Genomic DNA, 25,911 nt, shown 5'->3' with positions numbered 1-25,911 from the left:
GCCGGAGCTTGCAGGGGGGCGAAGATGGTCGGGAGCCGTTGGGGCGCACGCCTGCTGACGGTCTTAGCGGTCATGGTGGCAGCGGCTGCGGGTGCGACGCTGCCGGTTCGTGCCGAGAGCGAGCCGATCGTGCTGGCGGTGGTGGGGCCGATGTCGGGCGACGATGCCGCCAGCGGCCGTGCCATCCGGGACGCCGCGAAGCTCTACGCCAGCCAGGTCAATGCGCGCGGCGGCATCAATGGGCGCAAGGTCCGCATCAAGACCTTCGACAACCAGCACGACACCTCCCTCGCCCGCCAGCGCGCGCGGCAGATCGCGACCGAGAGCAACGCCGTCGCCGCGATCGGCCACTACTACAGCTCCAACTCCATCGCCGCCGGCGACATCTACGCCGAGCACGGCATCCCGGTCGTCACCGGCAGCGCCACGGCCCCGGGCGTGACCCGCGACAATCCCTGGTACTACCGCGTGATCGCGGACAACTCCATGAAGGGGCGGCTGACCGCGCAGTACCTGCGCAGCTTCATGGACGTCGACACCGTCCATATCGCCTACGAAGAGGACGCCTACGGCCGCACGCTCCATTCCTCGCTGCGCGAGATGGCGCCCAAGGTCGGCATCGAGGTCGGCAAGCGCTGGGGGATCGATTCCAAGCACGACGACGTGCGCGCCCGCGTCGACACGATCGCCGAAAAGCTGGCCGACGCGGGCGACGACGAGGCCATCTTCCTCGGCCTGCTGGACAAGCAGTCGGCCATGCTGGTCAAGGCGCTGCGGGATGCGGGCAGCGGCGTGAAGATCCTCGGCGGCGATTCCGTCGGCCTCGGCACCTTCCCCGACGAGATGGCGGCGATGACCGAGAGCGAGGACGCCGCCGCCGACTACATCGAGGGTATCCACGCCACGACCTACTTCATCCCGGACGTCGGGAACCGCGCAGCGCGGCGCTTCGTGGATACCTTCGAAAAACGTTACGGCCGCAAGCCCGACGCGCTGGCGGCCACCTACTACGACGCCACCGCCATCGCGCTGGAAGCCTACCGGCGCGCCGAGCCCAGCGGCGACTTGCCCGACCGGCGCGCGGCCGTGCGCGAAAGTCTGGCGCGTTTCGACGGGCCTGCGGAGGCCTTCCACGGCGTTACGGGCACGATCCGCTTCGACGAGCAGGGCAACGCGGTGCGCTCCGCGCCCTTCGGCGTGTACCGCCAGGGCAAACTGATTTCCGCGGCCGGTCAACTCACGCCCGTGGGCAACCCCGAGGCGGTCCTGAACCTTCAGGATCAGATCAAGAGCGGCGACATCGTCCGCGTCGGCGATCAGCTCCTTTACGAGACGGCCGTGGTCTACACGGGCCTGGACCTCAACAGCATCACCGCCATCGACCAGCAGACCGGAACGTTCCAGGCCGATTTCTACATCTGGTTCCGCCACACGGCGCCGCTCGACTACGACAAGATCGTGTTCCCCAACGCGGTGGACAGCGTGAAGCTGGGGGAGAAGCCGCTGATGTCCGGCATGACGGAGAGCGGCTACTATTCGGCCTACCGTGTGGTGGCGACCTTCGAGCACGACTTCGAGTTCCAGGCTTACCCTTTCGACCAGCAGAAGTTGAAAATCCGCATCCGCCACCAGGATAAGCCGCTGGAAAAGCTGATCTTCGTGGCGGACGAGATCGGCATGAACCCGGAAAAGAATCCCGGTTCGGAGGGGCTGGCCGTCAACAGCGGTCCGCGCCTGGGCGACAGCGAGTGGCACCTGCGCGACGTGCTCGTCTACTCCAACGTGCGCAAAACGGAATCGACGCTCGGCAACCCGCGCACGATCGCCGCCGCCAGCAACCAGAGCCTGAGCTTTTCGCGCTTCAACGTGCAGACCGAGGTCGCGCGGAACAGCAACAGCTACCTGCTCAAGAACATGGTGCCGCTGACGCTGTTCGTGCTCGTGGGCTACTGCACGATGTTCATCCGGCCCGAGGGCCCGCCCTTTGCCGCGCGCGTGACCGTGGGCGTGACGGCGCTGCTGACCACGGTGTTCTACAGCCAGCGCTCGCAGTCCGACCTGCCCGACATCGGTTACCTGGTTGCGATCGACTACATCTACTACGCCGTCTATCTCTACTTCCTCTACGCCATCGCGATGACGGTGGCGGAACACGTCTTCATCATGCGCGACCGTAAGGAACGCGCCATGCGCATGAGCGCCTTCAGCAAGCGCTTCATGCCGGTGATGATTCTGGGGATCGGCGGGCTCGCCCTGGCCCTCTACGCCTGACCGCGGCGGGCGTCGCGGTCGCGCGCCGTGGGCGCGCCCAGATACGTCGGGCCGTCGGGACCGAGGCGGACGCCCGAGCGCAGATGGCGGTAGGTGAGCCGCGCCGGGTCCGCCGGGTTGAGGCCCGGCGCGGCGATGACGAGGACATGGGCCGCGAGCGGCTCGAAATCGGCGCGGAAGTGTACTGACGACTTGAGCGCAACGATGCCGAAGGCGGCGGGGTCGAGCCCCAGGTGCTGGAACAGCCCGCGGTCCGCCGCCTGGATGCGGCTGGAGCCGAGGATCACGCGCACGCCCGACCCGGCGATCCGCACCACGGCCATCGGCCCCAGGGCCATCCGTGCACCCGCGTAGAATGGGCCGATGCCGGTGACGCGGCCGTCGCCCAACCCCTCGACGATCACCTCCGCCTCGAAGGGCGTGTCGCCGGCCACGCCGGACCGCCCGCCGAGCGCGACAGTGAAGCGCCCGCCGGACCCATGGTTGTGCGCAGTCGCGGCCGCATCGGGGTCGATCAGGACGGCGACGATGGCGTCGGCGGCGTTCTGATCCACCAGTTCGCGCAGCACGCCTGTGGTGTCGCCGCTTCCCCCGGCGCCCGGATTGTCCTGCGTGTCCGCCAGGACGACCGGACCCTGACCGGAGTCCGCACGGTCGATCGCGGCGGCCACGCCGTCGCGCACGGATAGCACCGACTGGGCGAACGCGGATTCCCGCTCGCCGACATCTGCCGCGAGCTGCCCTGCGGCGCGCTCCGCGGCCTCCGCGGTGTGGGCGTGGGCAACCACCGCCGGGCCGGCGTCGGGCACGTCGGCCAGCGGAAAGCCGCAGGTGAAGGACAGCGCCGTCAGATCGTCGTCGGCCGTTTCGAGTGCGGCCAGACGCTCGTAGACGCTCTTGGCCGGCTCGGCGCCCGTGTGGCCGGAGAGGACCGGGATCAGGAAGGGAATCTGCGTGAACGCCGTTTCGCGGCGTTCGCCCCGCCACAGCCGGTCGAGGAAACGCGCCGTTCGCGCGCCCGTGTCCGCCATGTCCACGTGGGGATAGGTCCGGTAGGCGATCAGGCCGTCGGCGTGTTCCACCATGGCGGCGGAAACATTGGCGTGCAGGTCCAGGCTGGCGACGAGCGGCAAATCGTTGCCGATGAGGGCGCGCACCTGCTGCAGGATGAGTCCCTCGCCGTCGCCGTGCCGCTCGGTGACCATGGCGCCGTGGAGGTCGAGATAGACGCCGTCGATTCCGACCTGCTCCGACAAGCCTTCCAGGATGTGGTTCAGGATCGTGGCGAAGGCGTCCGCGGTCACCAGGCCGCCCGGCGGCGCGGCGGCCCACGTCAGCGGCAGAACCTCGTGGCCTTGGGCTTCTGTTTCCGCCAGGAACCCGGCGACGGGAAGGTTCCGGCCGCGCACGGCCGGTTCCAGCTCGGCGCCGCTCACCATGCCGGGCCATGCCCCCGGTGTGGTGAAGGCGTCGAGATCCGTTGGCTGCGGCACGAAGGTGTTGGTTTCGTGCACGAAACCGCCGACGGCGATGCGCGCCATCACGCCTCCCGGCCGTCACGGACGGCCGTGTCCGGGCCGGGGGGAGCACCCCGCCGGCCCGGACGCCCTGGGGTGCGCGGACCCGTCAAATGTCCGCGTAGGTGTGCGTTTCGGCCGTAGCGCCGGGGTGCGTGATCGCGCCCTTCTCCGCGCTGCCCACGGTCTGGGCGTACTTCCACAGCGCGCCGGTCTGGTAGTTGGTGCGCCGCGGCGACCATTCCGCGTAGCGGCGCTTCAGCTCCTCGTCGGACAGCTCGACGTCCAGGCGCTCGGCGCCCGAGCTGGCGTCGATGGAGATGATGTCGCCGTCCTTCAAAAGCCCGATGGGCCCGCCGACCGCGGCCTCCGGCCCGACGTGGCCGATGCACAGCCCGCGCGTGGCGCCGGAGAAGCGGCCATCGGTGATGAGCGCGACCTTCTTGCCCATGCCCTGGCCGTAGATCGCCGCCGTGGTCGCCAGCATCTCGCGCATGCCGGGGCCGCCGCGCGGGCCTTCGTAGCGGATGACGATGACGTCGCCCTCCTGGTAGGCGCCGCGCTTCACCGCGTCGAAGGCCTCTTCCTCGCTGTCGAAGCAGCGGGCGGTGCCGCGGAACTGGTGGTGGTCCAGCCCGGCGACCTTCAGGATCGCGCCCTCGGGCGCCAGGTTGCCGCGCAGCCCGGCGACGCCGCCCGTGTTGGAGAGCGGCTTGCTGGTGGTGCGGACCACGTCCTGGTCCTCGGGAAAGGTGACGTCGGCCAGGTCGTCGCCGATCGAACGCCCGGTGACGGTCTTGCAGTCGCCGTGCAGGTAGCCCCCCTCGTGCAGGGCCTTCATCAGCACCGGGATGCCGCCGATCTCGAACAGATCCTTGGCGACGTAGCGCCCGGCGGGCTTGAGGTCGGCGATGTAGGGCGTTTCCCGGAAGATGCGCGCGACGTCGTGGAGGTCGAACTCGATCCCGGCCTCGCTCGCCATGGCTGGCAGGTGAAGCGCCGCGTTGGTGGAGCCGCCCGAGGCCGCGACGACCCGCGCCGCATTCTCCAGCGCCTCGCGCGTGACGATGTCACGCGGGCGCAGTTGGTCGCTGATCCGGTTCATGATGAAGCGGCCGGAGGCGTCGGCGTACTGGTCACGCGACTCGTAGGGGGCCGGGGCGCCGGCCGAGCCCGGAAGCGCCAGGCCGATCGCTTCGGAGACGCAGGCCATGGTGTTCGCGGTGAACTGCCCGCCGCAGGAACCGGCGGACGGGCACGCCACGCATTCCAGGTCGTGCAGCTCCTTGTCGCTCATGCGCCCGGCGGCGTGCGAGCCCACGGCCTCGAAGACCTCCTGGATGGTGACGTCCTTGCCCTTGTAGCGGCCCGGCAGGATCGTGCCGCCGTACATGAAGACCGCAGGCACGTTGAGCCGCAGCATCGCCATCATCATGCCCGGCAGCGACTTGTCGCAGCCCGCGATGCCGAGCAGCGCGTCGTAGCAATGGCCGCGCATCGTCAGCTCGATGGAGTCCACGATGGCCTCGCGGCTCACCAGCGAGGAGCGCATGCCCTCGTGGCCCATGGCGATGCCGTCGGTGACCGTGATCGTGGTGAACTCGCGCGGCGTGCCGCCGGCCTCGCTCACGCCCGTCTTGGCCGCCTTGGCCTGGCGCGAGAGCGAGATGTTGCAGGGCGCCGCCTCGTTCCAGCAGGTCGCAACCCCGACGAAGGGCTGCTGGATCTCGCTGTCGGTGAGCCCCATCGCGTGATAAAACGCCCGGGCGGGCGCCCGGTTGGGGCCCTCGGTCACGTGGCGGCTGGGCAGCTTCGATTTGTCGAACCGCGATTTGGTGTCCTGCGACATGACGGCCTGTCTCTCCCGCACATCGGTCGTTTGTGGTTTCCGCGTGCAAGCATAGCGGCCCAGCATGGCCGGCTCCAACGCTTTCTCCCCACGCGAGCAGCGGAGAACCGCGATGCAGCTTCCCGACTGGCCCGTCCAGCGCATCCACACCGACGCGGCGGAGATCAACTGCCGCATCGCCGGCAGCGGTCCCCCGCTGGTGCTTCTGCACGGCTTTCCGCAGACCGGGCTGCACTGGCGCAAGCTCGCGCCCGCCCTGGCCGAGCGGCACACCGTGATCGTGCCGGACCTGCGTGGCTACGGCGACAGCCGCGGCCCCGGGGCCGATCCCGCCCACAGCGGGCACGCCAAGCGCGCCATGGCCACCGACGTCGTGCGCATCCTGGACGCGCTGGGCTACGGCTCGGCGCAGATCGCCGGGCACGACCGCGGCGGGCGCGTGGCCTACCGCCTGGCGCTCGACCACCCCGAGCGCGTGGACCGGTTGGCGCTCTTGAGCATCCTGCCGACGCTGGAGATGTGCGAACGCCTGACGGCCGAAAGCGCCCTCACCGCCTACCACTGGTTTTTCCTGGCCCAGGCGGCGCCCTTCCCAGAAACGGTCCTGGGCGCGAAGCCGGATTTCTTCCTCGACTGGACCATCGGCAGCTGGCTGGGGGAGCCGGACGCGATCGAGGAAACGGCCATGGACGCGTACCGCGCCGCTTTCCGCGATCCCGACGTGATCCAGGCCGCGTGCGAGGACTACCGGGCGGGGCTGACGCTGGATCTGGCGCACGACCGCGCCGACCGGGACGCCGGCAAGCTCATCACCTGCCCGACCCACGTCATCTGGGGCAGCGAGGGGATCGCCGCGCGCACCGCCGATCCGCTGGACATCTGGAAGGGCTGGGCGCTGGACGTGGCCGCCACGCCCCTGCCCTGCGGCCATTTCCCCGCCGAAGAACGGCCACAGGAGACGCTGGACGCCCTGTGGCAGTTCTTCGCGGCGAGCTGATCAGAGCGCGATGAGACGACGCGGGATCGTCCGGCGAGCCTCATCGCGCTCTATCTCATTCATGTGAGGGCATGATTCAGAGCCCGGACCGGGCCGGTCCGACCTCATCATGCCCTACCCGGTCAGCCGCTCCAGCGCAGTGGCCAGCTTCTCGCGGGCCGTCGCGGCCTGCTCGCGGCGCTCACGCTGTTCCGCGACGACCTCGGCGGGCGCCTTCTGCAGGAACTGCTCGTTGGCCAGCTTCTTGTCGAGCTTTTCGAGGTCGGTGTCGATCTTCTCGATTTCCTTGGTCAGGCGCGCGTGCTCGCGGTCGATGTCGATGATGCCTTCCAGCGGCATGTAGGCCGTGTGGCCGTCGATGAGGAACTGTGCCGAGCCCTTGGGCGGCCCGGCCTCGCTGGCCTCGATCGTCTCCAGCCGCGCCATGCGCCGGATCAGCTCGGCATGGGTTTCCAGCCGCGCGCGCGTCTCCGCGCCCGGCGCCTGCACGCGCACGGTCACGGCGCTCTTGTTGGGCACGTTCATCTCGCCGCGCACGGTGCGGATGGCGCCGATGACCTCGGTGAGCCAGTCGACCTCGCCCTCGGCATCGGCGTCGATCAGCGCCTCGCCCAGCCGCGGCCACGCGCCGGTGATGAGGCGATTGCCCTCGCCGCCGCCGAAGTGCTCCCAGAGCTCCTCGGTGATGAAGGGCATGAAGGGATGCAGGAGGTGCAGGAGCTGCTGCATCACCCAGGCGGCCGTGGCGCGCGTTTCCGCCGCCGCGGCCTCGTCGTCGCCGCTGAGGACCGGCTTCGCGAACTCCACGTACCAGTCGCAGAACTGGTGCCAGGTGAACTGATAGACCGCGCCCGCGGCCTCGTTGAACTTGTAGCCCTCAAGGCCCGCATCCACGGCCTGCGCGGTGCGCGCCGTCTTGGCGATGACCCAGCGGTTGATGCGCAGCTTCGCCTGCTGCGGATCGAAGGCCGGGTCCGGCGCCACGTCGTACATCTGGCAGAAGCGCGCGGCGTTCCACAGCTTGGTGGCGAAGTTGCGGTAGCCCTCCACGCGGTCCTCGGAGAGCTTGACGTCGCGGCCCTGCGCGGACAGCGCGATCAGTGTGAAGCGCAGCGCGTCCGCGCCGAAGCGCTCGATCAGGTCTAGGGGATCGATGATGTTCCCCTTGGACTTGGACATCTTCTGCCCGGCGGCATCGCGCACCAGCGCGTGGATGTAGACCGTCTTGAACGGCACGTCCCGGCGGAAGTGCAGGCCCATCATCATCATCCGGGCGACCCAGAAGAAGATGATGTCGAAGGCCGTCACCAGCACGTCGGTCGGGTAGTAGCGCTGAAGCTCCGGCGTCTCCTCCGGCCAGCCCAGCGTCGAGAAGGGCCACAGGCCGCTGGAGAACCAGGTGTCCAGCACGTCCGCGTCCCGGCGCAGGAGCACCAACTCGCCGGCCTCGGCCCGGCGCTGCTGATCGTCCGTCGGGGTGTCGTCGATGCCGAGCGCCACAGCCGGCACGCCGTAGTGGCGTTTCGCCGCGGCCGCCGCCTCGTCATCGGTCATCTCGACGAAGACGTCGCCGTCGCGCCCGTACCAGGCCGGGATCTGGTGGCCCCAGGCGATCTGCCGGGAGATGCACCAGGGCTGGATGTTCTCCATCCAGTGCAGGTAGGTCTTCTCCCACTCCACCGGCACGAAGCGGGTGCTGCCGTCCTTCACGGCCGCGATCGCGGGCTGCGCCAGCGTGGGGGCGTCGACGTACCACTGGTCCGTCAGCCACGGCTCGATCGCCACGTTGGAGCGGTCGCCGTGCGGCACGGTGTGCCGGTGATCCTCGATCTGGGCGACCAGCCCCTCGGCCTCCAGGTCGGCGACCACGCGCTCACGCGCCGCGTAGCGGTCGAGGCCCTGGTAGACCTCGGGCGCGTTCGCGTTGATGCACGCGTCGGCGTCGAGGATGTTGATGACGTCGAGGTCGTTGCGCCGGCCCACCTCGAAGTCGTTGAAGTCGTGGGCGGGCGTGATCTTCACGGCGCCGCTGCCCGTCTCCGGGTCCGCCCAGGTGTCCGCGACGATGGGAATGCGGCGACCCACCAGCGGCAGGATGACGTGCTTGCCGACGAGGTGCTGGTAGCGTTCGTCTTCCGGGTGCACGGCCACGCCCGTGTCACCCAGCATCGTTTCCGGGCGCGTCGTGGCGACCGTCAGCGTGACGCCGTCCCCGCCTTCCACCGGGTAGCGGAAGTGCCACAGCTTGCCGTCGACCTCCTCCTGGTTCACCTCCAGGTCGGAGACGGCGGTGTGCAGCTTGGGGTCCCAGTTGACGAGGCGCTGATCGCGGTAGATCAGCCCTTCCTTGTAGAGCGTGACGAAGGCCTGCCGCACGGCGTGGGCCAGACCGTCGTCCATCGTGAAGCGCTCGCGCGACCAGTCGGCGGAGGCGCCGAGCTTGGCGAGCTGCTTGGTGATGAAGCCGCCGGACTGCTCCTTGAACGCCCAGACGTGATCCAGGAATTCCTGGCGCGTCAGGGGCTCGGGCTGGATGCCTTCGGACACGAGTTTGCGCTCGACGACCGACTGCGTGGCGATGCCGGCGTGATCCGTGCCGGGCTGCCACAGGGCATCGTAGCCCTGCATGCGCTTGTGCCGGATCAGGGTGTCCTGAAGCGTGAACGTCAGGGCATGGCCCATGTGCAGGCTGCCCGTCACGTTCGGCGGCGGCATCATAATCGTGTAGGGCGTCTCGTCACTGTCGGGGTGACAGGCGAAGGCCCCGTCCTCGCGCCAGATGCGCTGAAACTTCGCTTCGATGTCCGACGGCCGGTACGTCTTGTCCAACATGCCTCGATCACGCCTTTCGCTAGGGCATCGTCCGTCAAATTGTGTTAGCCGAAAAAGCTGGAAACCTCACGCTAGGTTCCTGTTTTTCCTGTGCGAGCAGATTCACGCACGAGCAAGCGGAATCACGCCGGGGCTGCCACGGTGATGAGGGCGTGACACCCTGAATAAGCTGATTCCGCTTTACGGCGATCTGCTCTAACGCCTGGGCAGGCGCAACCTAGCCAATACGGCGATCAAGGCAAGGCCGTCAGGCGGATTCGCCGCCGCTGCGCTCGTCCTCGGCCAACCCTTCGGCGCGCACGGCCATGCGGCGTACTTCCTCGCGGACGATGCGCTCGACGAGGCTGGGCAGGTTTTCGTCCAGCCACGCCTGGAGCTGCGGGCGCAGGGCGTCGCGGACGAGGTTTTCCAGAATGCGGTCCGCGTCCGATTGCGGGCGGTCGTCGTCGAAGTCGCGGCTGTGGGCGGCCTTGGCGAGCTCGGTCAGCGCGGCCGTGGCCTGCTCCTGCACCGCCTCGGACGTGACGTTTTCGCGCATGGCCGCCTCCTGCTGCGATGCCGGAGAGGGGTGATCCGTCTCGGGTTCGGGGGTTGCCGGGGAGTCCGGCGTGTCGTCCGTCGGCGCGGCCATCATGGCGTCGATCTCGTCGCCGGCATCCGCTTCGGCGGCTTCCTCCGACGGCTCGGGCTCGGCCGCGACCTCGTCGGCCGCCATGGAGTCCGCACGTGTTGCGTCGTCCCCGTCATCCCCGAGTTGCGCCTCTTGGGCGGCGTCGTCATCCGCGTCCTCGAGGGGCTCGGCATCCGTGGGCGCTTCGGGCTCGTCGAGCTCCGGCGCCTCGCCTTCGTCGTCTTCCATCGCCGCCTGAGCGGCCGCAGCCAGGGCCTCCTGCGGCGACTTCGGCACGTCGTCCTGTTCCGGTTCGGGCTCGGCCACGGGTGTCCCCTCGGCAGAGTCCGCATCGGCGTCGGATGCCGCCTCCGGGTCATTCTCGAGGGACTCGGCGGCTTCTTGCCCACCGGCGTCGGCCGACGTTTCGCCGGGTTCGACCTCGTCGGTCAGTTCCAGCACATCGTCGTCGCCGTCGTCCCCGGGACCCCCGCCGTCGTCCTGCGCACTCCGGCTCGAGTCCGATGTCTCGTCCTCGGAAATGATCTGGCGGATGGAGGTAAGGATTTCCTCCATCGAAGGTTCGCCGCCGCCCTGCCGCTGATCGCTCATGTGTCAACTCGTTCCGGATCGACCGTCACGTCCGGAGCAACCCTGCGGGCAAAGACGCTGGCTTTGCAAGCTTCGCTCAGGAGTCGCCGTCCCGTCCCGGGACGCTCAATCCGAAAATGCGGTCATCCACGGCCTGATAGCGCGCCTCGGCGGGATACGGATCGACATCGAGGCCGACGAAGCCAGGATTGAGGTCGCCAACGGCCGCGAGCACACGGTAGCTGGCGACGACCAGATCCCGGCGCGCCCGCACAAGGTCGACCTGGGCGTTCAGCAGCTCCTGCTCCTGGTCCAGCACGTCGAGGACTGTGCGTTCGCCCACTCGGTTCTCCTCGGTCACGCCTTCGAGCGCGATTTCCGCCGTCTCCACCTGCTTTTGCCGGGAATCGATGCGCGAGCGCGCGGCCTGAAGGTCTTCCCATGCGCTAATGGCTTCCTGCTTGGCCGTGCGGCGCTCCGACGCCAGTTCGAGCTGTCGCTGGCTGGCGGTCTGCTTGGCCTCCCGCACCCGGCTGGACACCGCGCCCTGCTGGTAGAGCGGCACTGTCAGCCGGGCCAGGAGCTCAGCAGTGTCCGTTTCCGACATTTCCCCGGTTTGGCGCTGCGAGCGGCTCACGCTTCCCACCAGCTGGACCTGCGGCAGCAGCTCGCCGACGATCTCGCGCACCTGCTTGCGCGCCGCCTGCTCGGCGAAACCGGCGGCCTGCACGGTCGGGTTCTCGGCGCGCGCCTTGGCGACGATGTCGGTGCGTGTGGCCGGCAACTTCTCCGGCGCGTCGGGCAGCGTCAGATCTTCGGGCTGGCTGCCGATAACTTCGGCGTAGGTCGCGCGGCTGGCTTCCAGATCGCCGCGCGCCGCTGTGCGGTCCGCGATGGCGCGCGCCAAGCGCGATTCCGCCTGCGCCACGTCGGTGCGCGTCACCTCGCCGACCTCGAAGCGCTGACGGGTCGCCTTCAAGCGTTCGCGCAGGACCTCGACGTTGTTCCTGTTCAACCGAAGGACCGCCTGGTCGCGCCAGACGTCCATGTAGGCCTGGACGGCGCGCAGCAGAACGTCCTGGGCCGTGCTCGCAAGCCGGTTGCGCTCGGCACGCACCTGGTTCTTCGCCCGCTCGGTGGCCGCGACCGTCGAACCTCCCTGGTACACGGGCTGTTCCACACGGAGCTCCCCGGTGCGCGGGTTCGTCGTCTCGGAGGTGGATTCGAACGCGCTGGTCGCGGCGCGACGCTGGACTCCGCCGGAGATGTTTACCCGCACGTCCGGCCGCCAGCCCGAGCGCGCCTGAGGCACCTGCTCGTTGGTCGCTTCCAGCTGACGGCGGGCCGCCTGGAGGTTCGGGTTGGTGCGGTAGGTCTGTTCCATCGCCTCCTTCAGGCTCGTCGCCCAGCCGGTTTCGGGGATGCCGAGAACCGCGACAAGGGCGGCGGACACCAGGAGCGATGCGGTGCGATCGCGCGTGTTCGACATGATGGATGCAAATCTGCACCTATCTAACCAGCCGTCAAGCACCGCGCGATCCGCTTGGCCGAAGGGTGATACCGCCTTGAGCCAAGCCACGCTAGAAAACGAACCCCGGCGCCTTTTCGAAGCCCGGCAGAGTCGGGGTGGCGGCATCGAAGATATGGCGCCGGCCGAAGGCGTCGGCGAAGCGTTCGACCAGGACCGCCTTGCCCATCCCGGCGCCGCTGCGCTCCACGGTGACGAGCCGGCCGCCGTCGGCCAGTTGCCCGGTGATGCCGGCGGGAATCTCCTCAACCGCGCCGTTGATCAGGATGACGTTGTAGGGTGCCTGTTTGGGGTAGCCCTCCGTCAGGCTCCCGCGCACGATCACGCTGTTGTCGATGGACAACGCCGCCAGCGCGCTTTCCGCTTGGCTGGCCAACTCGGCGTCGCTTTCCAGGCCCACGACCGTGGCTGCCAGATGCGCGGCGATGGCGCAGGCGTACCCCGTGCCGGCGCCGATGACCAGCACCACGTCCCCGGGCTCGATCGCCGCCGTCTGCAGCAGGCGGGCCAGCACCATCGGCTCCATCATGTAGCGGCTCGGCGCGATCTTGAGGTCCTCGTCCACGTAGGTGATCGACCGCAGCGCCTCGGGGACGAAGCGCTCGCGCGGGACCGTTTCGAAGGCGTCGAGCAGCTGCTCGTCGCTCACCCGGTTGGGGCGGAGCTGGCTTTCCACCATGTTCAGACGCGCGGTTTCGAAATCCGGCATGATTGTCCTCGCCCGGGCCGCTGGTCCAACGGGGCGCAGCCGTCCTGGGGCGCGCCGCCGACTGTTCGCGTTATAGGGGTCAGCGGGCGCACAGACAATCGAGCCCTCTTTACCCTCGCGGCCAAGGCCCTTACATCGGGGTCACGCTGGCGGACGTAAGGCCCGGTGGCAGAGTGGCTATGCAGCGGACTGCAAATCCGCCTACGTCGGTTCAATTCCGGCCCGGGCCTCCACCCGTTTTCCCCGATAACCGCGCGTCGCGGTTCCTCAGTGCTCGGGAAGCATCAGCGGTTCACTCAGCCGGATGATCTCGTCCGTGTCGTCGCTGCGGCGCACGTGGACGGTTTCGAGGCCGCCGGCGCCTTCAACGACATCCACTGTCTTCGGCTGGCGAATGATATGATCGAGATCCGGCCCGGTGATGTAGAGCGTGTCGCTCCCCGGCTCGTAAGTGATGCCGGTCAACTCGATCCAGTTGGCTTCGATTTGGTCGCCCAGAGCGAGTGAGGCGACCTCGATTTGGACCCGGCGCCCGTGCAGGGTCCGGGATACCCGGTCGAAAAAGCGTTCATATTCGTCCCTGGGCAACGTGCGCGTCGCCATGGATGCCTCCGCTCCGCCGTCTGGCCGGACCCGCCGGGTCGGCGCCCGCGGGCGCTGACTTCGCCTTCGAAAGTTCCGAGTCTGCGGAAGACGACTTGTCCGGCTCAAGAGCGCAAGCGGACAGGTGCCCTCACACACGCTGCAGGCAGGACATGATCATCGTCACGCCGTCCGCCGGGGTGCCCAGCGGCAGGTCGACCACCTCGTAGCCCACGTGCTCGCGGCTCTGTTGGTACAGATTGCTCTGTGCCGCCAGCGGAGCCTGTTGGGTCACCACCTGTTCAAAGCGGGCGTGCGCGTGCCCCGCTATCGCGCCCAGGCTTTCGTGGTCCACCCATTTGCCGGTGGGGTCGAGCCGGAATACCTCCACAAGTTCCGTGCCGAACAAGCGGAAGCGGAACCGCAGCTCGGGTTGCTGGAACACGTCGATCAGCGCGAGATGGCCGAGGAGACCCGGAACCTCCAGCGGATCGATGTCCGTCCGCGCTGGAAACGCGCCGCCGGCCGGGGTTTTCGCGCGCCAGTACGCAATGGCCTCCGCGACCTTGGGGGCGCTGACCTCGCTCAGAAGCAGATCGCGCGAACTGTCGACGCTATGCGTCGTCATCCAATCCCGCTGTCACCGCGCAACAACTTTATGTTGGTAGGTTTGCGGTCGAACGCACGTCAAGGCTTTCGCGGCCAGCCCGACGTGCGACTCGGTTGCGGTGCCGGTCCGCCACGCCATCCCCCGGCCGCATACGCCGAATGAACGTCTTATTGGCGAAAAATCGGGCCACACAGGGTTTGAACGCCCCGGATCGCTTTGCTATACGACCGCACATCAGCGGCGGCGAGCCCGCCGGACACCTGATCCCCGGTAGCTCAGTGGTAGAGCGAGCGGCTGTTAACCGCTAGGTCGGTGGTTCGAATCCGCCCCGGGGAGCCACACGACGGCCCGCGCCCATGCCGGCGCGGGCCGTTTTCGTTTGCGCAACGGGCGTATGCACCCAAACCGCGGCCGCGCCCGTCTTACCTTGCCGGCGAATCAGGTGTCGCGGCTGGCGGAGATTTCCTCCTGCCGTGCGCGGCGCATTTGCCGGAAATTCAGAAACGCCTCGGCATCGGCTTTTTCCGTAAACGCAAAACGCACTTCGTGCCCGTGGCCGGGGATGTAGGGCCCGTGCACGAGCCGCCACAGTCCCTCGCACTCGCGTTCGCACCAGGCAATTTCCGCAGTCCGCATGGATTCGTACCGGCGCATGTCCGGACTGTATCCACAAAACACCGTGTAGGGCGTTGTGGTGGTCTCGGTTCGCCGCGTCGCCGAAGGGCGGCCCGAATCAGCGGGACGATGCCGGATGGTCGCGGCGCCGGCCGTCGCGCCCCGCACCGGGGTGACGGTCGCGCCACCCGGTTGCGCGACTTTAGGCAGGTTGAGCGTCATGGGTGCCAGCTCCCTTTCCGTTCCGCGATTCTGCGGTGCACGATAGTCTAGCTGGCACGCCCGCGTCGCGACAGGCCCCGGCGGCGTTCCCGACGCGTCGCGCGAGCGCTGTGCTGGCCCTGTCATTGCCGTCTCTGACGCGTATACTCCCCCGTATGGGGAAGATCGTGGCCGTGGCGAACCTGAAAGGCGGGACCGGCAAGACCACCGTGGCCGTGAACGTGGCGGGCGCCCTCGCCCGGCGGCACGACGTGGTGCTGGTCGACGCCGATCCGCAGCAGGCCGCCACCGCCTGGACGCGCGGCGCCGACAACCGGGTCCGCGCCCGTCGGCACGTCATGGAGTCCGGGGGCGAAGGCGGCGACGGCGCGAGCGACGCCGGCTGCCGCCGCTGGATCGAGGCGGTGCGCGGGGCCGCCCATTCCGCGGACTACGTCGTCGTCGACCTGCCGCCACGCTTGAGCGCCGTGGTCGCGGCGGCTTTCGCCCTGGCGGAGGTGGTGATTGTGCCGGTCACACCCGGCGGGGCCGAAATGCGGGCCACGCGGCGCACCACCGCCATGATCGCCCGCGCCCGCGCGGCGCGTGACGGCAGCCGGCCCGACTGCATTCTTGTGCCCAACCGCGTGGACCGCCGAACGGCGGTGGGACGCGCGCTGGACAGCCACTTGCGCGAGCTCGGCGAAGCCGTCGGCCCGGTGCTGCGCCAACGCGCCGTGCACATGAGCTCCTTCGACGCCGGCGCGTGGGTGGGCGCCCATGCACCCGATTCCGAGGCCATGGGCGAGATCGAGGCGCTGGTGAAATACCTGCGCAACCGCCCCGATCAGCAGCCCGCGCCGCCCGAGGCATCCGGGGCGCCCGCGTCGGAGCTGTCGAGTTCGCTGTAGACGCGGGTTTCGCTGGTCAGCGTCCGGTGGACCGGACACTTGTCCGCGATCGTCAGCAGGCGCTCGCGCTGGGAATCCGACAGATCGCCGTAAACCGCGATGCGGCGCCGGATGACGTCGACGTGACCCGTCTCGCTCTTGCAGTCCGCGCAGTCCTTGGCATGGATGCGGCTGTGCGAGAGGCGCACCTGGACGTTTTCCAGCGGCAGGCTTTTGCGCTCGGCGTACATGCGCAGCGTCATCGAGGTGCATGCGCCCAGCGCGCCCAGCAGATAGCCGTAGGGCGACGGCCCCGTTTCGGTGCCGCCCACGGCCTTCGGCTCGTCCGCGGGCAACCGGTGCCCCTCGGCGAAGATGACGTTGGCCAGCCCGCCGCCGTCGGCCTCGCGGACCACCACGTCATCGTGATCAGCTTCCGGTTCTGCGGCGGGCGCTTCGCTGGCGATGTGGCGGTCCGCCCAGGCACCGAGCACGCGTGCCACGTACTGCGCGTCCGCGCGGCCGGAGAGCAGATGATCCGCGTCGTCCAGCGAGACGAAGCTCTTGGGGTGTTTCGCCGAGGTGAAGATCGTCGAGGCGTTCTCGATCCCCACCACATTGTCGATGGGACTGTGGAACACCATCAGCGCCGCGCGCGAGGCCGAGAGAATCCGTTCCAGGCCGTGATCGCCCAGGTCGTCCAGGAAGTGCTTGCGCACCCGGAACGAGCGCCCGCCGAGCGTCACCGTGGCCTCGCCGTGTTCGCTCACCTCGTCCCGTTTTTCGCCCAGGAGATGCTGGACGTGGGCGGGATCGGCCGGTGCGCCGATGGTGGCGATGGCCCGCGCCGAGGGAATCCGGGGCGAGGCGGCAATCACGGCGGCCCCACCCAGGCTGTGGCCGATCAGGAGTTGCGGCGCATCGTACGTTGATTCCAGATGGTTCGCCGCCACTACCAGATCGTCGACGTTGGCCGAGAAGTTGGTGTTGGCGAACTCGCCCTCGCTGTGGCCCAGCCCAGTGAAATCGAAGCGCAGCACGGCGATTCCCGTTTCCGCCAGCGTGCGCGCGATGCGCTGGGCGGCCGGGATGTCCTTGCCGCAAGTGAAGCAATGCGCGAAGAGCGCGTAGGCGCACGGCGTCTGCGTGGGTCGATCCAGCCGCGCGGCCAGCTGCTCGCCCTGCCCGCCCGTGAAGGTGATGCGCTCGCTGACGATCGTCATCGTGGCTGCTCCTCAAAACGCACGGCCCGGAACCGGGACGGTGGACGCGCGGGCCGCGATGGCGCAATCCATCCCGGCATCCAGGCTCACCTGACGCGCGCGAGGAGTCGAGCATGGCCAACGGCCCGCGCCTTACGCAGACGGACGTGCCGTCCGACGTGGAGATCGTTTCGGCGGAAACGCCCTATGACGGCTACTTCCGCATCGACCGCTACCAGTTGCGCCACCGCCTGCACGACGGTGGCTGGAGCGGCACGATGACGCGCGAGGTTTTCGAGCGCGGCCACGCGGTTGCCGTGCTTCCCTACGATCCCGTGCGCGAGAGCGTCGTCCTGCTGCGCCAGTTCCGCGTGCCCGCCCTCGCCGCCGGCAAGGCCGCGTGGCAGACGGAGGTGGTCGCCGGCATCATCGAGGCGGGCGAAGATCCCGAAGCCGTCGCCCGGCGCGAGACGGTGGAGGAATGCGGGCTGGAAGCCCGCGATCTCCGGCTTATCCATCACTATCTCGTCAGCCCCGGTGGCACGACCGAGACCGTGCGGCTTTACGCCGCCGTCGTGGACAGCACGCACGCGGGCGGCACCCACGGCGTCGCCGCCGAGCACGAGGACATCGAGGCCGTCGCCGTGGGGTTCGAACAAGCGCAGGCGATGCTGGCCGACGGCACGATCGACAACGCCCCGGCGATCATCGCCCTGCAGTGGCTGGCCCTGAACCGCGAAAGCCTGCGCCGGCGCCACGGGATCACGTGATCGCGCGCCCGCTTGTTCGGGTGGACACCGGGGGCTAGGGTTCAGAGCGCAAACGCGATCGGCAACCAGGGACATGGGCCAATCATGCAGGTCCGCGACGGCTTCGTCGGCACGGTCGGCACCACGCCGCTCATCCGCCTCAACCGCGTCTCCGAGGAGACCGGCTGCGAGATCTACGGCAAGGCGGAATTCCTCAACCCGGGCGGGTCCGTGAAGGACCGCGCGGCCTGGGCGATCATCAAGGACGCGGAGGAGCGCGGCAAGCTGCGCCCCGGCGGCGTCGTGGTCGAGGGCACCGCCGGCAACACCGGCATCGGCCTGGCGCTCGTCGGCAACGCGCGCGGCTACCGCACCGTGATCGTCATCCCGGAGACGCAGAGCCAGGAAAAGAAGGACATGCTGCGCATCTGCGGCGCGGAACTCCGGGAGGTTCCGGCGGTTCCCTACCGCGATCCCAACAACTACGTGCACGTTTCCGGCCGGCTGGCCGAGGAACTGGCGGCAAGCGACCCGAACGGCGCGATTTGGGCGCAGCAGTTCGACAACACCGCCAACCGCCAGGGCCACTACGAAACGACCGGCCAGGAGATCTGGGAGCAGACCGACGGCGGCGTGGACGGCTTCATCTGCGCGGTCGGCACCGGCGGCACGCTGGCGGGCGTGGCGCACGCCCTGCGCGAGAAGAACCCGAACGTGAAGATCGGCCTCGCCGACCCACCGGGCGCGGCCCTGTACAGCTACTACACGACGGGCGAGCTGAAGGCCGAGGGCAGTTCCATCTCCGAGGGCATCGGCCAGGGCCGCATCACCGGCAACCTGGAGGGGCTGACGGTCGACCATCCCTTCCAGATCCCGGACGAGGAGAGCCTGCCCGTTACCTACGATCTGCTGGAGCACGGCGGCCTGCTGCTGGGCGCGTCCAGCGGCGTGAACGTCGCGGGCGCGATGCGCATGGCGCGCGAGATGGGCCCCGGCCACACCATCGTGACCATCCTCTGCGACTGGGGCACGCGCTACACCAGCAAGCTCTTCAATCCCGCCTTCCTGCACGACAAGGGCCTGCCCGCCCCACGCTGGCTGGAGCAGGCCGGGACATGACGGCGCAGCCGGCCTTCCGCGCGGATGCCCACGCCGACCGCTGCACGGCCGAGGTCGTCAGCGTCGGCGAAGACGGCATCCGCTTGAGCGACACCGTCTTCTACCCCGAAGGCGGCGGGCAGCCGGGGGACACGGGCTGGCTGACGTGGGACGGCGGCACCACGGTCATCCGCGACGCCAGGAAGGCCGACGGCCCGGACACGGTGCTGCACGTGCCGGACGCAGAGCAGCCGCTGCCGCCCGAGGGCGCGGCGGTCACGGCCATCATCGACTGGCCGCGCCGCCACCGCCTGATGCGGATGCACACGGCGCTGCACCTGCTGTGCAGCGTGATCGACGGCGACGTGACGGGCGGCCAGATCGGTGCGGACAAGAGCCGGCTGGACTTCAACATCGGCAGCCAACACCCAGACAAGGAGGCGTTGAGCGAGGCGCTCAACCGGCTCGTGGCGGAAGACCATCCGGTTCGGGTTCGCAGCATTGCGGCGGACGAGCTTGCAGCGCAGTCGGAGCTGGTGCGCACGATGTCGGTCCAGCCGCCCACCAGCGGCGGCACGGTACGCCTGGTCGAGATCGAGGGCGTCGACCTTCAGCCCTGCGGCGGCACCCACGTGGCCTCGACCGGCGAAATTGGGCCGCTGCGCGTGGGCAAGGTGGAGAGCAAGGGCCGACAGAACCGGCGCATCAACATCCATCTGGCCGAGGAGTGAGCGTGACTGCCGGCGAGCCCTTCGTCACCACGGCCTGGCTGCACGAGCGCCTCGGCGCGCCGGACCTGCGCGTGGTCGACGGCAGCTTCTACCTGCCCACCGAGGGCACCTCGGCGCAGGCCGGCTTCGAAGCGGCGCACATCCCCGGTGCGGTCCGCTTCGACGTGGACGCAATTGCTGATCCCGACACCGACCTGCCCCACATGCTGCCGCAGGCGCCGCAGTTCGCCGAGCAGGTGGGCGCGCTCGGCATCGGCGACGACACGCGCGTCGTCGTCTACGACCAGCAGGGCACCAAGACGGCCGCGCGCGTCTGGTGGATGCTGCGCGCTTTCGGGCACGAGGCGGTGTGGATCCTCGACGGCGGCCTGCCCACCTGGCGGGCGGACAAGCGGCCCGGCGAAACGGGGCCCGGCGAAACGCCCGCCCCGACGACCTTCACCGCGCGCTTCCAGCCCGAGTGGGTGCGCGGGCTGGCGGACGTCCGCGCGGCGGTGGAGCGCGGCGACCCGGCCATCGCCGATGCGCGGCCCGGCTCCAGGTTCCGCGGTGAGGCGGCCGAGCCGCGCCCGAATTGCGCCAGCGGCCACATGCCCGGCGCCCGCACCGTGCCGGTCACCGAGCTGAGCGATCCCGAAACCGGGCGCATGAAGTCCGCGGCGCAGCTCGCGGCGCTGTTCGAACAGGCCGGCTTGGCCCCCGAGCGCCCCACGATCACCACCTGCGGCTCGGGCATCACCGCGTCCACCCTGGCGGCGGCGCTGGTGCGCGCGGGCTGGCGCGAGGTGGCCGTCTACGACGGCTCCTGGGCCGAATGGGGCACGCGCGACGACACGCCGGTGGCCGTCGGGCCGGCGGATGCAGCGAAGGACACCAACGCATGACGCAGGACACGGGCACGGACCTCGCCATCCGGCACGCGGCGCCAGCGGACGCCGGCGCGCTCGACCGCCTGTGGGACTTGGCCGGTGTCGCCGATCCGTCGGAGCCGGCGGAAACGGTTCTTGCGCGAACCGGCGGCCAGACGGCCATCTTTCTCGGCGAGAGCGCGGGCGAGATCGTGGCCAGCGCGGTTGTCTCGGTTACGGGCGCGCACGGCTGGCTGGAGCACGTCTGCGTTCACCCCGGCTCACGCCGGCGCGGCTACGGCCGGCAACTGGTTCGGGCGGCGGAAATCTGGCTGTCCGAGCAGGGTGCCGGCGAAGCGCGCGCGGTGCTGGATGTGCCTTTCACCGAGGCCATGCCGTTCGCCCACGCGCTCGGCTACGGGCAGCAGGCCGCGGCGCTCATGGCGCGCTCGCTGACCGCGCGGGCCGGCGCGAACCAGGGCACGGACGCCGACGACGCGCTGCTGCAGGCGACCATCACCCATCTGGAGATGAGGCATCCGCCCACGCACCCGCCGCCGCACGCGCCGGCCGGCAAGCGGGTCGCGCTCATGCGGGCGGAGCGGCCGACGGTGTCCTTCTATCGCTTTCTCTACAACACCGTGGGCGAGCAGTGGCTGTGGTGGGAGCGCCGCACGCTCAGCGACGACGTGCTGGCCCGCATCATTCAGGACGAGCGGTCGGAGATCTACGTGCTCTACGTCGACGGTTCGCCCGCCGGGTTCGCCGAGCTGGAGCACTGGCGCCCGCCCATGGTGAACCTCGCCTACATCGGGCTGCTGCCGGAATACATCGGCCAGGGCTTCGGGCGCTACCTGTTGGGCAATGTCATCGACCTCGCCTGGCAGAACGAGATCTCGAAGCTTACCGTCTCGACCAACACCCTGGATCACCATCGCGCCATCTCGCTCTACCAGCGCATGGGCTTTGAGCCGGTGAGCCAGGAGGTGTGGACGATGCACGACCCGCGCGTGGTCGGCCTGATCCCCGCGTCCTGATCGCGCATCCCATCTCAGCAGCAGTGAAGCATGACGACGTCTTCAGACAGCCGCCGCGGCACCGACACCAAACTCGGCCATCTGGGCCGCGAGCCGCAGCGCTTCGACGGCGCTGTGAACCCGCCCGTCTACCACGTCTCCACGGTCCTGGCGCCGGACCTGGACACCTACGAAGCCGGCGGTCGGCGCCGTTACGAGCACGGGGAGATGGTCTACGGGCGCTACGGCACGCCCACGCACCACGCCCTGGAATCGGCGCTGAGCGAGCTTGAAGGGGCGGCCGACACCGTGATCCTGCCGTCCGGGCTGGCGGCGATCACCTGCGCCCTCTTCGCCGTGGTGCGGACCGGCGATCACGTGCTGGTCACGGACAGTGCCTACGGTCCCACCCGCGGTTTCTGCACGGGCCTGCTGCAGCGCATGGGCGTCAGCACGACCTTCTACGATCCCACGATCGATCCCGAGGGGCTGGCGGCGCTGATCCGGCCCGAAACGAAGGCGATGGTGCTGGAAGCGCCCGGGTCGATGACCTTCGAGGTGCAGGACGTCCCGGCGCTGGCGCAGCGCGCCAAAGCCGCCGGGCTGTGCGTGCTCATGGACAACACCTGGGCAACGCCGCTCTTCTTTCAGCCGATCGCCCACGGCGTCGATCTGTCCATCCAGGCGGCGACGAAGTACATCGTCGGCCACGCGGATGCCATGCTGGGGGCCGTGAGCGCGAGCGATGCCTGGGCGCGCACGCTGCGCAGCACGATGTACGAACTCGGCATGTCGGCCGGGCCGGACGACGTCTATCTGGGCATGCGCGGGCTGCGCACGCTCGGCGTTCGCCTGCGCCAGCACTGGCGCAACGCGCTGACCGTGGCGGAATGGCTGCGGGACCGCCCGGAGGTGGCGCAGGTTCTCTACCCCGCCTTGCCTGACGCGCCCGGCCACGAGGTGTGGAAGCGCGACTTCGCCGGCGCCAGCGGGCTGTTCGGTGTGGTGCTCGCCGAGCCGTATAGCCGCGACGCGATCGCGGCCATGCTCGATGGCATGTCGCTGTTCGGGATCGGCTCCAGCTGGGGCGGCTACGAAAGCCTCATGATCGCCTGCTACCCCGAAAAAGCCCGCACCGCGACGACCTGGGACGCGCCAGGGCCGCTGCTGCGCCTGCACATCGGCCTGGAAGACCCGGCGGACCTGATCGCGGATCTGGAGGCCGGCTTCGCGCGGCTGACCGCCGGCGGCTGACGGAGCCCGTCACGCGCCCCCGCTGGCCATGCGCTGGCGCCAGATGCGGATCGTGAACGGGTTCTCGCGTGAGCGGCGCTGGAACTCGACCACGGCTTCCCTCGCGAACACCGCGCCGTCCGGCCCGTGTGCCCGGGCGACGATCGCGTAGCTATCTGCCGGCGTCGCGGCGAAGGCGGGACCGCTGGGCGGCGTGGGCGGGTCCGTCGCCGGGGCCTGCCTGCGCGCTTCGACGTAGGCGCGGGCCCGGTCCGGCTTCACACCCGGCAGCGCGGCCAGCGTGGCTGCGGAGGCGACGCGCGGATCGACGGTGGGCGCACCGCTGACGACAGTGACGTGCGGGCGCAGTCGGCGAACCATGCGGTGATCGATGCCGAGCACCTGCGCGATCTCGGCCACGCTCTCGAACGGGCTGTTCTTGGGGCCGTAGGGCAAGCCGGCCTGGCGGTAGGCGCGCCCCTCGCCACCGCCCGGGCGCGGGTCGTCGTCCGAGTCCCGGAAGTCGGCTAGCCGCGCGGCGAGGACCCGGGCCCGCTCCCGCTCGGCGCCGAGCTGCTGGAACAGCCCGGCCAAGATGTCCGTGCCGACAATGTTCAGGTCGAGTTTGCCGGTTTCGTCGCGCACGCGCAGCGTCACATCGACCGGCTGTCCCTGCCCGTTTGCTTGAAACCGCCACCGGAACGGGCGCCCGTCCACCGGCACCGCACGGCGCGTTCGCGGCAAGCTGTCGTTCGTCGCCTGCCGGCCGTCGAGCAGTTGGTGAATCGCCCAGTGCACGGCGGCGTTGGCGGCGGTTTCGGCCTCGGCGGCGGCGACGCGGTTCTGCGTCGCCAGCGCCTGCGTGCGCGTTTCCGAAAGGAAGCTGGCCGCCATCAGCGCCAGCAGCGTGACCATCCACAACACGATCACCAGCGCGATGCCGCGCTGGTCGGCCATCCGGTCGGGTGAAGCTCGCCGCCGCATGGGCGTGATCGCACCACGTACGCCGCGCACAAAAAAGCCCCGGCGCGCACGCGAGGGCGGACTGGTCGAGCGAAAGAAAGCGCCGGCGCGACAAGCGCCGGGGCGGGTTGGCCCACCAGAAGAAAGCCCCGGCGCGACAAGCGCCGGGGCGGGTTGGCCCACCAGAAGAAAGCCCCGGCGCGACAAGCGCCGGGGCCCATCGTCACGCGGAAAGCCGCATGCGCGTTAGGAGCCGTCCATCTCGTAGGACTGCAGCTTGCCGTCCTTGTAGATCACGCGCTGATAGCTTTCCTTCTTCTGCATGCCGTTCTCGTCCACGGCCTTGTCGCCGGTAACGCCCTGGTAGTCCTGCGAAACCTTGTGCAGGGCCTCGGCGATCTCATCCGGGTTGGTGGAGCCCGCCTCGTCGATCGCCAGCATGGCCAGCATCGCGGCGTCGTAGGCATAGCCGCCGAAGGCAGTCAGCGGCTCTTCGCCATAGGCTTCCTCGTACGCGTCGGCGTACTGTTCCTGGTAGAAGTCACCCGACACGCCGACCTTCAGGCCCTTGATGCCCTCGGCGACCTCCGGGATGTCGCTGACCTCCGTGGACCACATCGTGGGATAGTCCGCGTACCACCCCTGGGGCATGTCCTTGCCCAGTTCGTGCATCTGGCGAAGGATCAGCTTGGACTCCGTGCCGTAGGCCGTGAAGAAGCCGGCTTCCGGCCCGGGCGCGAAGACCTGGTTGATCTCGGGCCGATAGTCGTTCTTGTTCAACTCGTAGCGGACCGTGGAGACGCAGTCGCCCTTGAACTTGTTCTTGAGCGTCTTGCAGGCGTTGATCTCCAGGCCGGTGCCGAAGGGATTGTTCGGCGTGATCGAGCCGAACTTCTTGGCCCCGCTGTCCTCGACGGCGAAGCGCGCCAGCGCCGCGCCCATCAGGTCGTCCAGGCCAATGGCGTTGAACATGTACTTGCCGATGTCGCGGAGCTTCGGCGAGGTCGAGCCGACCGAGATCTGGACGGTCTCGTTGGCATTGGTGAACTGCCCCGTCGGCACCGAGATGCCGCTGGAGAACTCACCGACCACGACCGGAACGTCGTCGACGTTCACCAGCTTGCGCGTGGCGTCCATTGCGGAGGCGGGACGGCTTTCCGTGTTTTCCACGATCACGTTCACGTCGCCGCCCATCAGGCCGGGGCCGATCTCGCGCGCGCCGTCCTCCATGGGCACGTCATAGCCGTTGTTGACGCGCTTCACGGCCAGTTCCATGCCGCGCTTCATGTCCTTGCCCTGCACGGCGTTGGTGCCGGTCAACGAAGTGATCTGGCCCAGCGTCACGCCCTCGGCCGAAGCCGGCGTCGCGGCGAAGGCGGCGGCCATCACCGTGGCGATCGCCGTGCCTGTAAGCGTCTTCCCGTTCTTCATCGAACGCCTCCCTTTCCTATGGTCGTGCCGCCGGTCATCCGTCTTGCCGGCGGTCGGCGCGGCGCGATGACCCGAAGGCCGGATCGGCCGCGTCATTCCGCTTCGGTGGCGTGCTGCGCGTCCGCCGCGCCACCGAGGTACGCATCGCGGATCTTTTCGTTGTGCAGGATGCTGTCGGCGCGATCCTCCAGCGCGTTCTTGCCGTCCACGAGCACGTAGCCGCGGTGCGAGATCCGCAGGGAATTCTCCGCTTCTTGCTCCACGATGACAATCGTGCGGCCCTGCGCGTTGATGCGTTTGACCGTGTCGAAGACCTCGTCCGCCATCTGCGGCGACAGCGCCGCCGAGGGCTCGTCCAGCATCAACAGCTCGGGCTCGGTCATCAGCGCGCGGGCCATGGCGAGCATCTGGCGCTCGCCGCCGCTCATCGTGCGCACGCGCTGCTTGCGCCGCTCCGCCAGCCGCGGGAAGGACTCGTACTGGCGCTCCATGCGCGCGCCGACCTCGCCCTTGGACAGGACGTAGCCGCCCATGCGCAGGTTTTCCTCCACCGTCAGCGAGGGAAAGACGTTGTCCAGCTGCGGCACGTAGGCGATGCCTTCCAGCACGCGCTGGTCCGGGCGCAGCGTCGAGACGTCCTTGCCCTTGAACCGGATCGAACCGGCGGTGGGGTGAAGATACCCCATCACGGCCTTGAGCAGCGTCGATTTGCCGGCGCCGTTGGGGCCGATGATGGTGATGACCTCCCGCTCGTCCGCGTGCATCTGCACGTCGTGGAGGATCTGGGTGTCACCGTACCCGCACGTAATGTGATCGACGTCGAGAAGCGCCATGGTTC

At 69.1% G+C, this 25,911-nt stretch carries 22 protein-coding genes and 2 tRNA genes; 11 read left to right on the top strand and 13 right to left on the bottom strand.

Annotated features, from left to right (window positions below):
- Positions 1 to 24: 24 nt before the first annotated feature.
- The gene (locus BLQ43_RS03775) at positions 25 to 2,271 is read left to right on the top strand and encodes an ABC transporter substrate-binding protein (protein WP_176758502.1); all 2,247 of its coding nucleotides are present in this window, start codon (positions 25 to 27) and stop codon (positions 2,269 to 2,271) included.
- Here the strand turns inward: BLQ43_RS03775 and BLQ43_RS03770 are convergent.
- Entirely contained in the window at positions 2,262 to 3,812 is a 1,551-nt protein-coding gene (locus BLQ43_RS03770) for a M81 family metallopeptidase (RefSeq protein ID WP_090018795.1), read from the bottom strand. The two genes, BLQ43_RS03775 and BLQ43_RS03770, sit on opposite strands and share 10 nt — an antisense overlap.
- 85 nt (positions 3,813 to 3,897) lie before the next feature.
- Positions 3,898 to 5,637 (bottom strand): dihydroxy-acid dehydratase, encoded by a 1,740-nt coding sequence (gene ilvD, locus BLQ43_RS03765; RefSeq protein ID WP_090018794.1) that lies wholly within the window; start codon positions 5,635 to 5,637, stop codon positions 3,898 to 3,900.
- Between the two features lie 112 nt (positions 5,638 to 5,749).
- Here ilvD and BLQ43_RS03760 point away from each other — a divergent pair, with 112 nt between their 5' ends.
- Complete coding sequence (locus BLQ43_RS03760) at positions 5,750 to 6,634, top strand: alpha/beta fold hydrolase (protein ID WP_090018793.1); 885 nt, start codon at positions 5,750 to 5,752, stop codon at positions 6,632 to 6,634.
- Positions 6,635 to 6,748: 114 nt separating this feature from the next.
- On the opposite strand, the gene BLQ43_RS03755 is transcribed toward BLQ43_RS03760, so the two are convergent.
- The 4 genes from BLQ43_RS03755 to BLQ43_RS03740 form a co-directional block, all read right to left on the bottom strand.
- Positions 6,749 to 9,466: a valine--tRNA ligase gene (locus tag BLQ43_RS03755; protein WP_090018792.1), complete on the bottom strand. Its 2,718-nt coding sequence runs from the start codon at positions 9,464 to 9,466 to the stop codon at positions 6,749 to 6,751.
- 247 nt (positions 9,467 to 9,713) lie between these two features.
- Positions 9,714 to 10,688: a DUF2497 domain-containing protein gene (locus tag BLQ43_RS14530; protein ID WP_176758501.1), complete on the bottom strand. Its 975-nt coding sequence runs from the start codon at positions 10,686 to 10,688 to the stop codon at positions 9,714 to 9,716.
- Positions 10,689 to 10,764: 76 nt separating this feature from the next.
- A complete protein-coding gene (locus BLQ43_RS03745; RefSeq protein WP_176758500.1) occupies positions 10,765 to 12,120 on the bottom strand; it encodes a TolC family outer membrane protein in 1,356 nt (451 codons plus the stop codon).
- A gap of 127 nt (positions 12,121 to 12,247) precedes the next feature.
- Positions 12,248 to 12,904 (bottom strand): protein-L-isoaspartate O-methyltransferase family protein, encoded by a 657-nt coding sequence (locus tag BLQ43_RS03740; RefSeq protein ID WP_090018790.1) that lies wholly within the window; start codon positions 12,902 to 12,904, stop codon positions 12,248 to 12,250.
- A 159-nt stretch (positions 12,905 to 13,063) separates the two neighbouring features.
- Here BLQ43_RS03740 and BLQ43_RS03735 point away from each other — a divergent pair.
- Positions 13,064 to 13,137 (top strand) — tRNA-Cys (locus tag BLQ43_RS03735).
- Between the two features lie 34 nt (positions 13,138 to 13,171).
- Here BLQ43_RS03735 and BLQ43_RS03730 read toward each other — a convergent pair.
- Positions 13,172 to 13,507 carry a DUF5335 family protein gene (locus BLQ43_RS03730; RefSeq protein WP_090018789.1) on the bottom strand — a complete coding sequence of 112 codons (336 nt, stop codon included), beginning with the start codon at positions 13,505 to 13,507 and terminating at the stop codon, positions 13,172 to 13,174.
- A 130-nt stretch (positions 13,508 to 13,637) separates the two neighbouring features.
- Positions 13,638 to 14,114, bottom strand: coding sequence for a PAS domain-containing protein (locus BLQ43_RS03725; protein ID WP_090018788.1), 477 nt, complete (start codon positions 14,112 to 14,114; stop codon positions 13,638 to 13,640).
- A 246-nt stretch (positions 14,115 to 14,360) separates the two neighbouring features.
- Here BLQ43_RS03725 and BLQ43_RS03720 point away from each other — a divergent pair.
- Positions 14,361 to 14,435: transfer RNA gene (locus BLQ43_RS03720), tRNA-Asn, on the top strand.
- A gap of 99 nt (positions 14,436 to 14,534) precedes the next feature.
- Here BLQ43_RS03720 and BLQ43_RS14250 read toward each other — a convergent pair.
- Complete coding sequence (locus BLQ43_RS14250) at positions 14,535 to 14,933, bottom strand: hypothetical protein (protein WP_143006143.1); 399 nt, start codon at positions 14,931 to 14,933, stop codon at positions 14,535 to 14,537.
- A gap of 173 nt (positions 14,934 to 15,106) precedes the next feature.
- On the opposite strand from BLQ43_RS14250, the gene BLQ43_RS03710 reads away from it, so the two are divergent.
- Positions 15,107 to 15,823: an AAA family ATPase gene (locus BLQ43_RS03710; protein ID WP_176758499.1), complete on the top strand. Its 717-nt coding sequence runs from the start codon at positions 15,107 to 15,109 to the stop codon at positions 15,821 to 15,823.
- Here BLQ43_RS03710 and BLQ43_RS03705 read toward each other — a convergent pair.
- Positions 15,760 to 17,025 (bottom strand): bifunctional alpha/beta hydrolase/OsmC family protein, encoded by a 1,266-nt coding sequence (locus tag BLQ43_RS03705; RefSeq protein ID WP_090018785.1) that lies wholly within the window; start codon positions 17,023 to 17,025, stop codon positions 15,760 to 15,762. The two genes, BLQ43_RS03710 and BLQ43_RS03705, sit on opposite strands and share 64 nt — an antisense overlap.
- Before the next feature lie 113 nt (positions 17,026 to 17,138).
- Between BLQ43_RS03705 and BLQ43_RS03700 the strand changes: the two genes are divergently transcribed.
- From BLQ43_RS03700 to metC, 6 genes are all read left to right on the top strand, one after another.
- The gene (locus tag BLQ43_RS03700) at positions 17,139 to 17,774 is read left to right on the top strand and encodes an NUDIX domain-containing protein (protein WP_090018784.1); all 636 of its coding nucleotides are present in this window, start codon (positions 17,139 to 17,141) and stop codon (positions 17,772 to 17,774) included.
- 84 nt (positions 17,775 to 17,858) lie between these two features.
- Positions 17,859 to 18,872 (top strand): cysteine synthase A, encoded by a 1,014-nt coding sequence (locus tag BLQ43_RS03695; protein ID WP_090018783.1) that lies wholly within the window; start codon positions 17,859 to 17,861, stop codon positions 18,870 to 18,872.
- Positions 18,869 to 19,582, top strand: coding sequence for an alanyl-tRNA editing protein (locus BLQ43_RS03690; RefSeq protein WP_090018782.1), 714 nt, complete (start codon positions 18,869 to 18,871; stop codon positions 19,580 to 19,582). Before BLQ43_RS03695 ends, BLQ43_RS03690 begins: the two co-directional genes overlap by 4 nt.
- A gap of 2 nt (positions 19,583 to 19,584) precedes the next feature.
- Entirely contained in the window at positions 19,585 to 20,466 is an 882-nt protein-coding gene (sseA, locus tag BLQ43_RS03685; protein WP_218119108.1) for a 3-mercaptopyruvate sulfurtransferase, read from the top strand.
- Positions 20,463 to 21,467, top strand: coding sequence for a GNAT family N-acetyltransferase (locus BLQ43_RS03680; protein ID WP_176758498.1), 1,005 nt, complete (start codon positions 20,463 to 20,465; stop codon positions 21,465 to 21,467). The genes sseA and BLQ43_RS03680 overlap by 4 nt, the downstream gene beginning before the upstream one ends.
- 30 nt (positions 21,468 to 21,497) lie before the next feature.
- Positions 21,498 to 22,700, top strand: coding sequence for a cystathionine beta-lyase (gene metC / locus BLQ43_RS03675; RefSeq protein ID WP_090018779.1), 1,203 nt, complete (start codon positions 21,498 to 21,500; stop codon positions 22,698 to 22,700).
- Between the two features lie 9 nt (positions 22,701 to 22,709).
- On the opposite strand, the gene BLQ43_RS03670 is transcribed toward metC, so the two are convergent.
- The 3 genes from BLQ43_RS03670 to BLQ43_RS03660 all read right to left on the bottom strand — a co-directional run bounded on the left by BLQ43_RS03670 (position 22,710) and on the right by BLQ43_RS03660 (position 25,906).
- A complete protein-coding gene (locus BLQ43_RS03670) occupies positions 22,710 to 23,636 on the bottom strand; it encodes a type II secretion system minor pseudopilin (protein ID WP_176758497.1) in 927 nt (308 codons plus the stop codon).
- 252 nt (positions 23,637 to 23,888) lie between these two features.
- On the bottom strand, positions 23,889 to 25,073 hold the full coding sequence (locus BLQ43_RS03665) for an ABC transporter substrate-binding protein (protein ID WP_176758496.1): 1,185 nt from the start codon (positions 25,071 to 25,073) through the stop codon (positions 23,889 to 23,891).
- A gap of 92 nt (positions 25,074 to 25,165) precedes the next feature.
- Positions 25,166 to 25,906, bottom strand: a complete 741-nt coding sequence (locus BLQ43_RS03660) for an ABC transporter ATP-binding protein (protein ID WP_090018776.1) — start codon at positions 25,904 to 25,906, stop codon at positions 25,166 to 25,168.
- Between the last annotated feature and the right edge of the window lie 5 nt (positions 25,907 to 25,911).

The organism is Limimonas halophila, assembly GCF_900100655.1.
GTDB classification, from domain to species: Bacteria; Pseudomonadota; Alphaproteobacteria; order Kiloniellales; family Rhodovibrionaceae; genus Limimonas; species Limimonas halophila.
The sequence above is the reverse complement of the archived record's forward strand: the minus strand, read 5'-3'. Positions and strand labels throughout refer to the sequence as shown.

Excerpts from the sequence above, each read along its gene's own strand:
- BLQ43_RS03730 (WP_090018789.1), bottom strand. The coding sequence starts at position 13,507 with ATGGCGACGCGCACGTTGCCCAGGGACGAATATGAACGCTTTTTCGAC.
- BLQ43_RS03775 (WP_176758502.1), top strand. The coding sequence starts at position 25 with ATGGTCGGGAGCCGTTGGGGCGCACGCCTGCTGACGGTCTTAGCGGTC.
- BLQ43_RS03760 (WP_090018793.1), top strand. The coding sequence starts at position 5,750 with ATGCAGCTTCCCGACTGGCCCGTCCAGCGCATCCACACCGACGCGGCG.
- BLQ43_RS03670 (WP_176758497.1), bottom strand. The coding sequence starts at position 23,636 with ATGGCCGACCAGCGCGGCATCGCGCTGGTGATCGTGTTGTGGATGGTC.
- BLQ43_RS03695 (WP_090018783.1), top strand. The coding sequence starts at position 17,859 with ATGCAGGTCCGCGACGGCTTCGTCGGCACGGTCGGCACCACGCCGCTC.
- BLQ43_RS03680 (WP_176758498.1), top strand. The coding sequence starts at position 20,463 with ATGACGCAGGACACGGGCACGGACCTCGCCATCCGGCACGCGGCGCCA.
- BLQ43_RS03740 (WP_090018790.1), bottom strand. The coding sequence starts at position 12,904 with ATGCCGGATTTCGAAACCGCGCGTCTGAACATGGTGGAAAGCCAGCTC.
- BLQ43_RS03755 (WP_090018792.1), bottom strand. The coding sequence starts at position 9,466 with ATGTTGGACAAGACGTACCGGCCGTCGGACATCGAAGCGAAGTTTCAG.
- BLQ43_RS03705 (WP_090018785.1), bottom strand. The coding sequence starts at position 17,025 with ATGACGATCGTCAGCGAGCGCATCACCTTCACGGGCGGGCAGGGCGAG.
- BLQ43_RS03725 (WP_090018788.1), bottom strand. The coding sequence starts at position 14,114 with ATGACGACGCATAGCGTCGACAGTTCGCGCGATCTGCTTCTGAGCGAG.
- BLQ43_RS03665 (WP_176758496.1), bottom strand. The coding sequence starts at position 25,073 with ATGAAGAACGGGAAGACGCTTACAGGCACGGCGATCGCCACGGTGATG.
- metC (WP_090018779.1), top strand. The coding sequence starts at position 21,498 with ATGACGACGTCTTCAGACAGCCGCCGCGGCACCGACACCAAACTCGGC.
- BLQ43_RS03770 (WP_090018795.1), bottom strand. The coding sequence starts at position 3,812 with ATGGCGCGCATCGCCGTCGGCGGTTTCGTGCACGAAACCAACACCTTC.
- BLQ43_RS14530 (WP_176758501.1), bottom strand. The coding sequence starts at position 10,688 with ATGAGCGATCAGCGGCAGGGCGGCGGCGAACCTTCGATGGAGGAAATC.
- BLQ43_RS14250 (WP_143006143.1), bottom strand. The coding sequence starts at position 14,933 with ATGACGCTCAACCTGCCTAAAGTCGCGCAACCGGGTGGCGCGACCGTC.
- BLQ43_RS03660 (WP_090018776.1), bottom strand. The coding sequence starts at position 25,906 with ATGGCGCTTCTCGACGTCGATCACATTACGTGCGGGTACGGTGACACC.
- BLQ43_RS03690 (WP_090018782.1), top strand. The coding sequence starts at position 18,869 with ATGACGGCGCAGCCGGCCTTCCGCGCGGATGCCCACGCCGACCGCTGC.
- ilvD (WP_090018794.1), bottom strand. The coding sequence starts at position 5,637 with ATGTCGCAGGACACCAAATCGCGGTTCGACAAATCGAAGCTGCCCAGC.
- BLQ43_RS03700 (WP_090018784.1), top strand. The coding sequence starts at position 17,139 with ATGGCCAACGGCCCGCGCCTTACGCAGACGGACGTGCCGTCCGACGTG.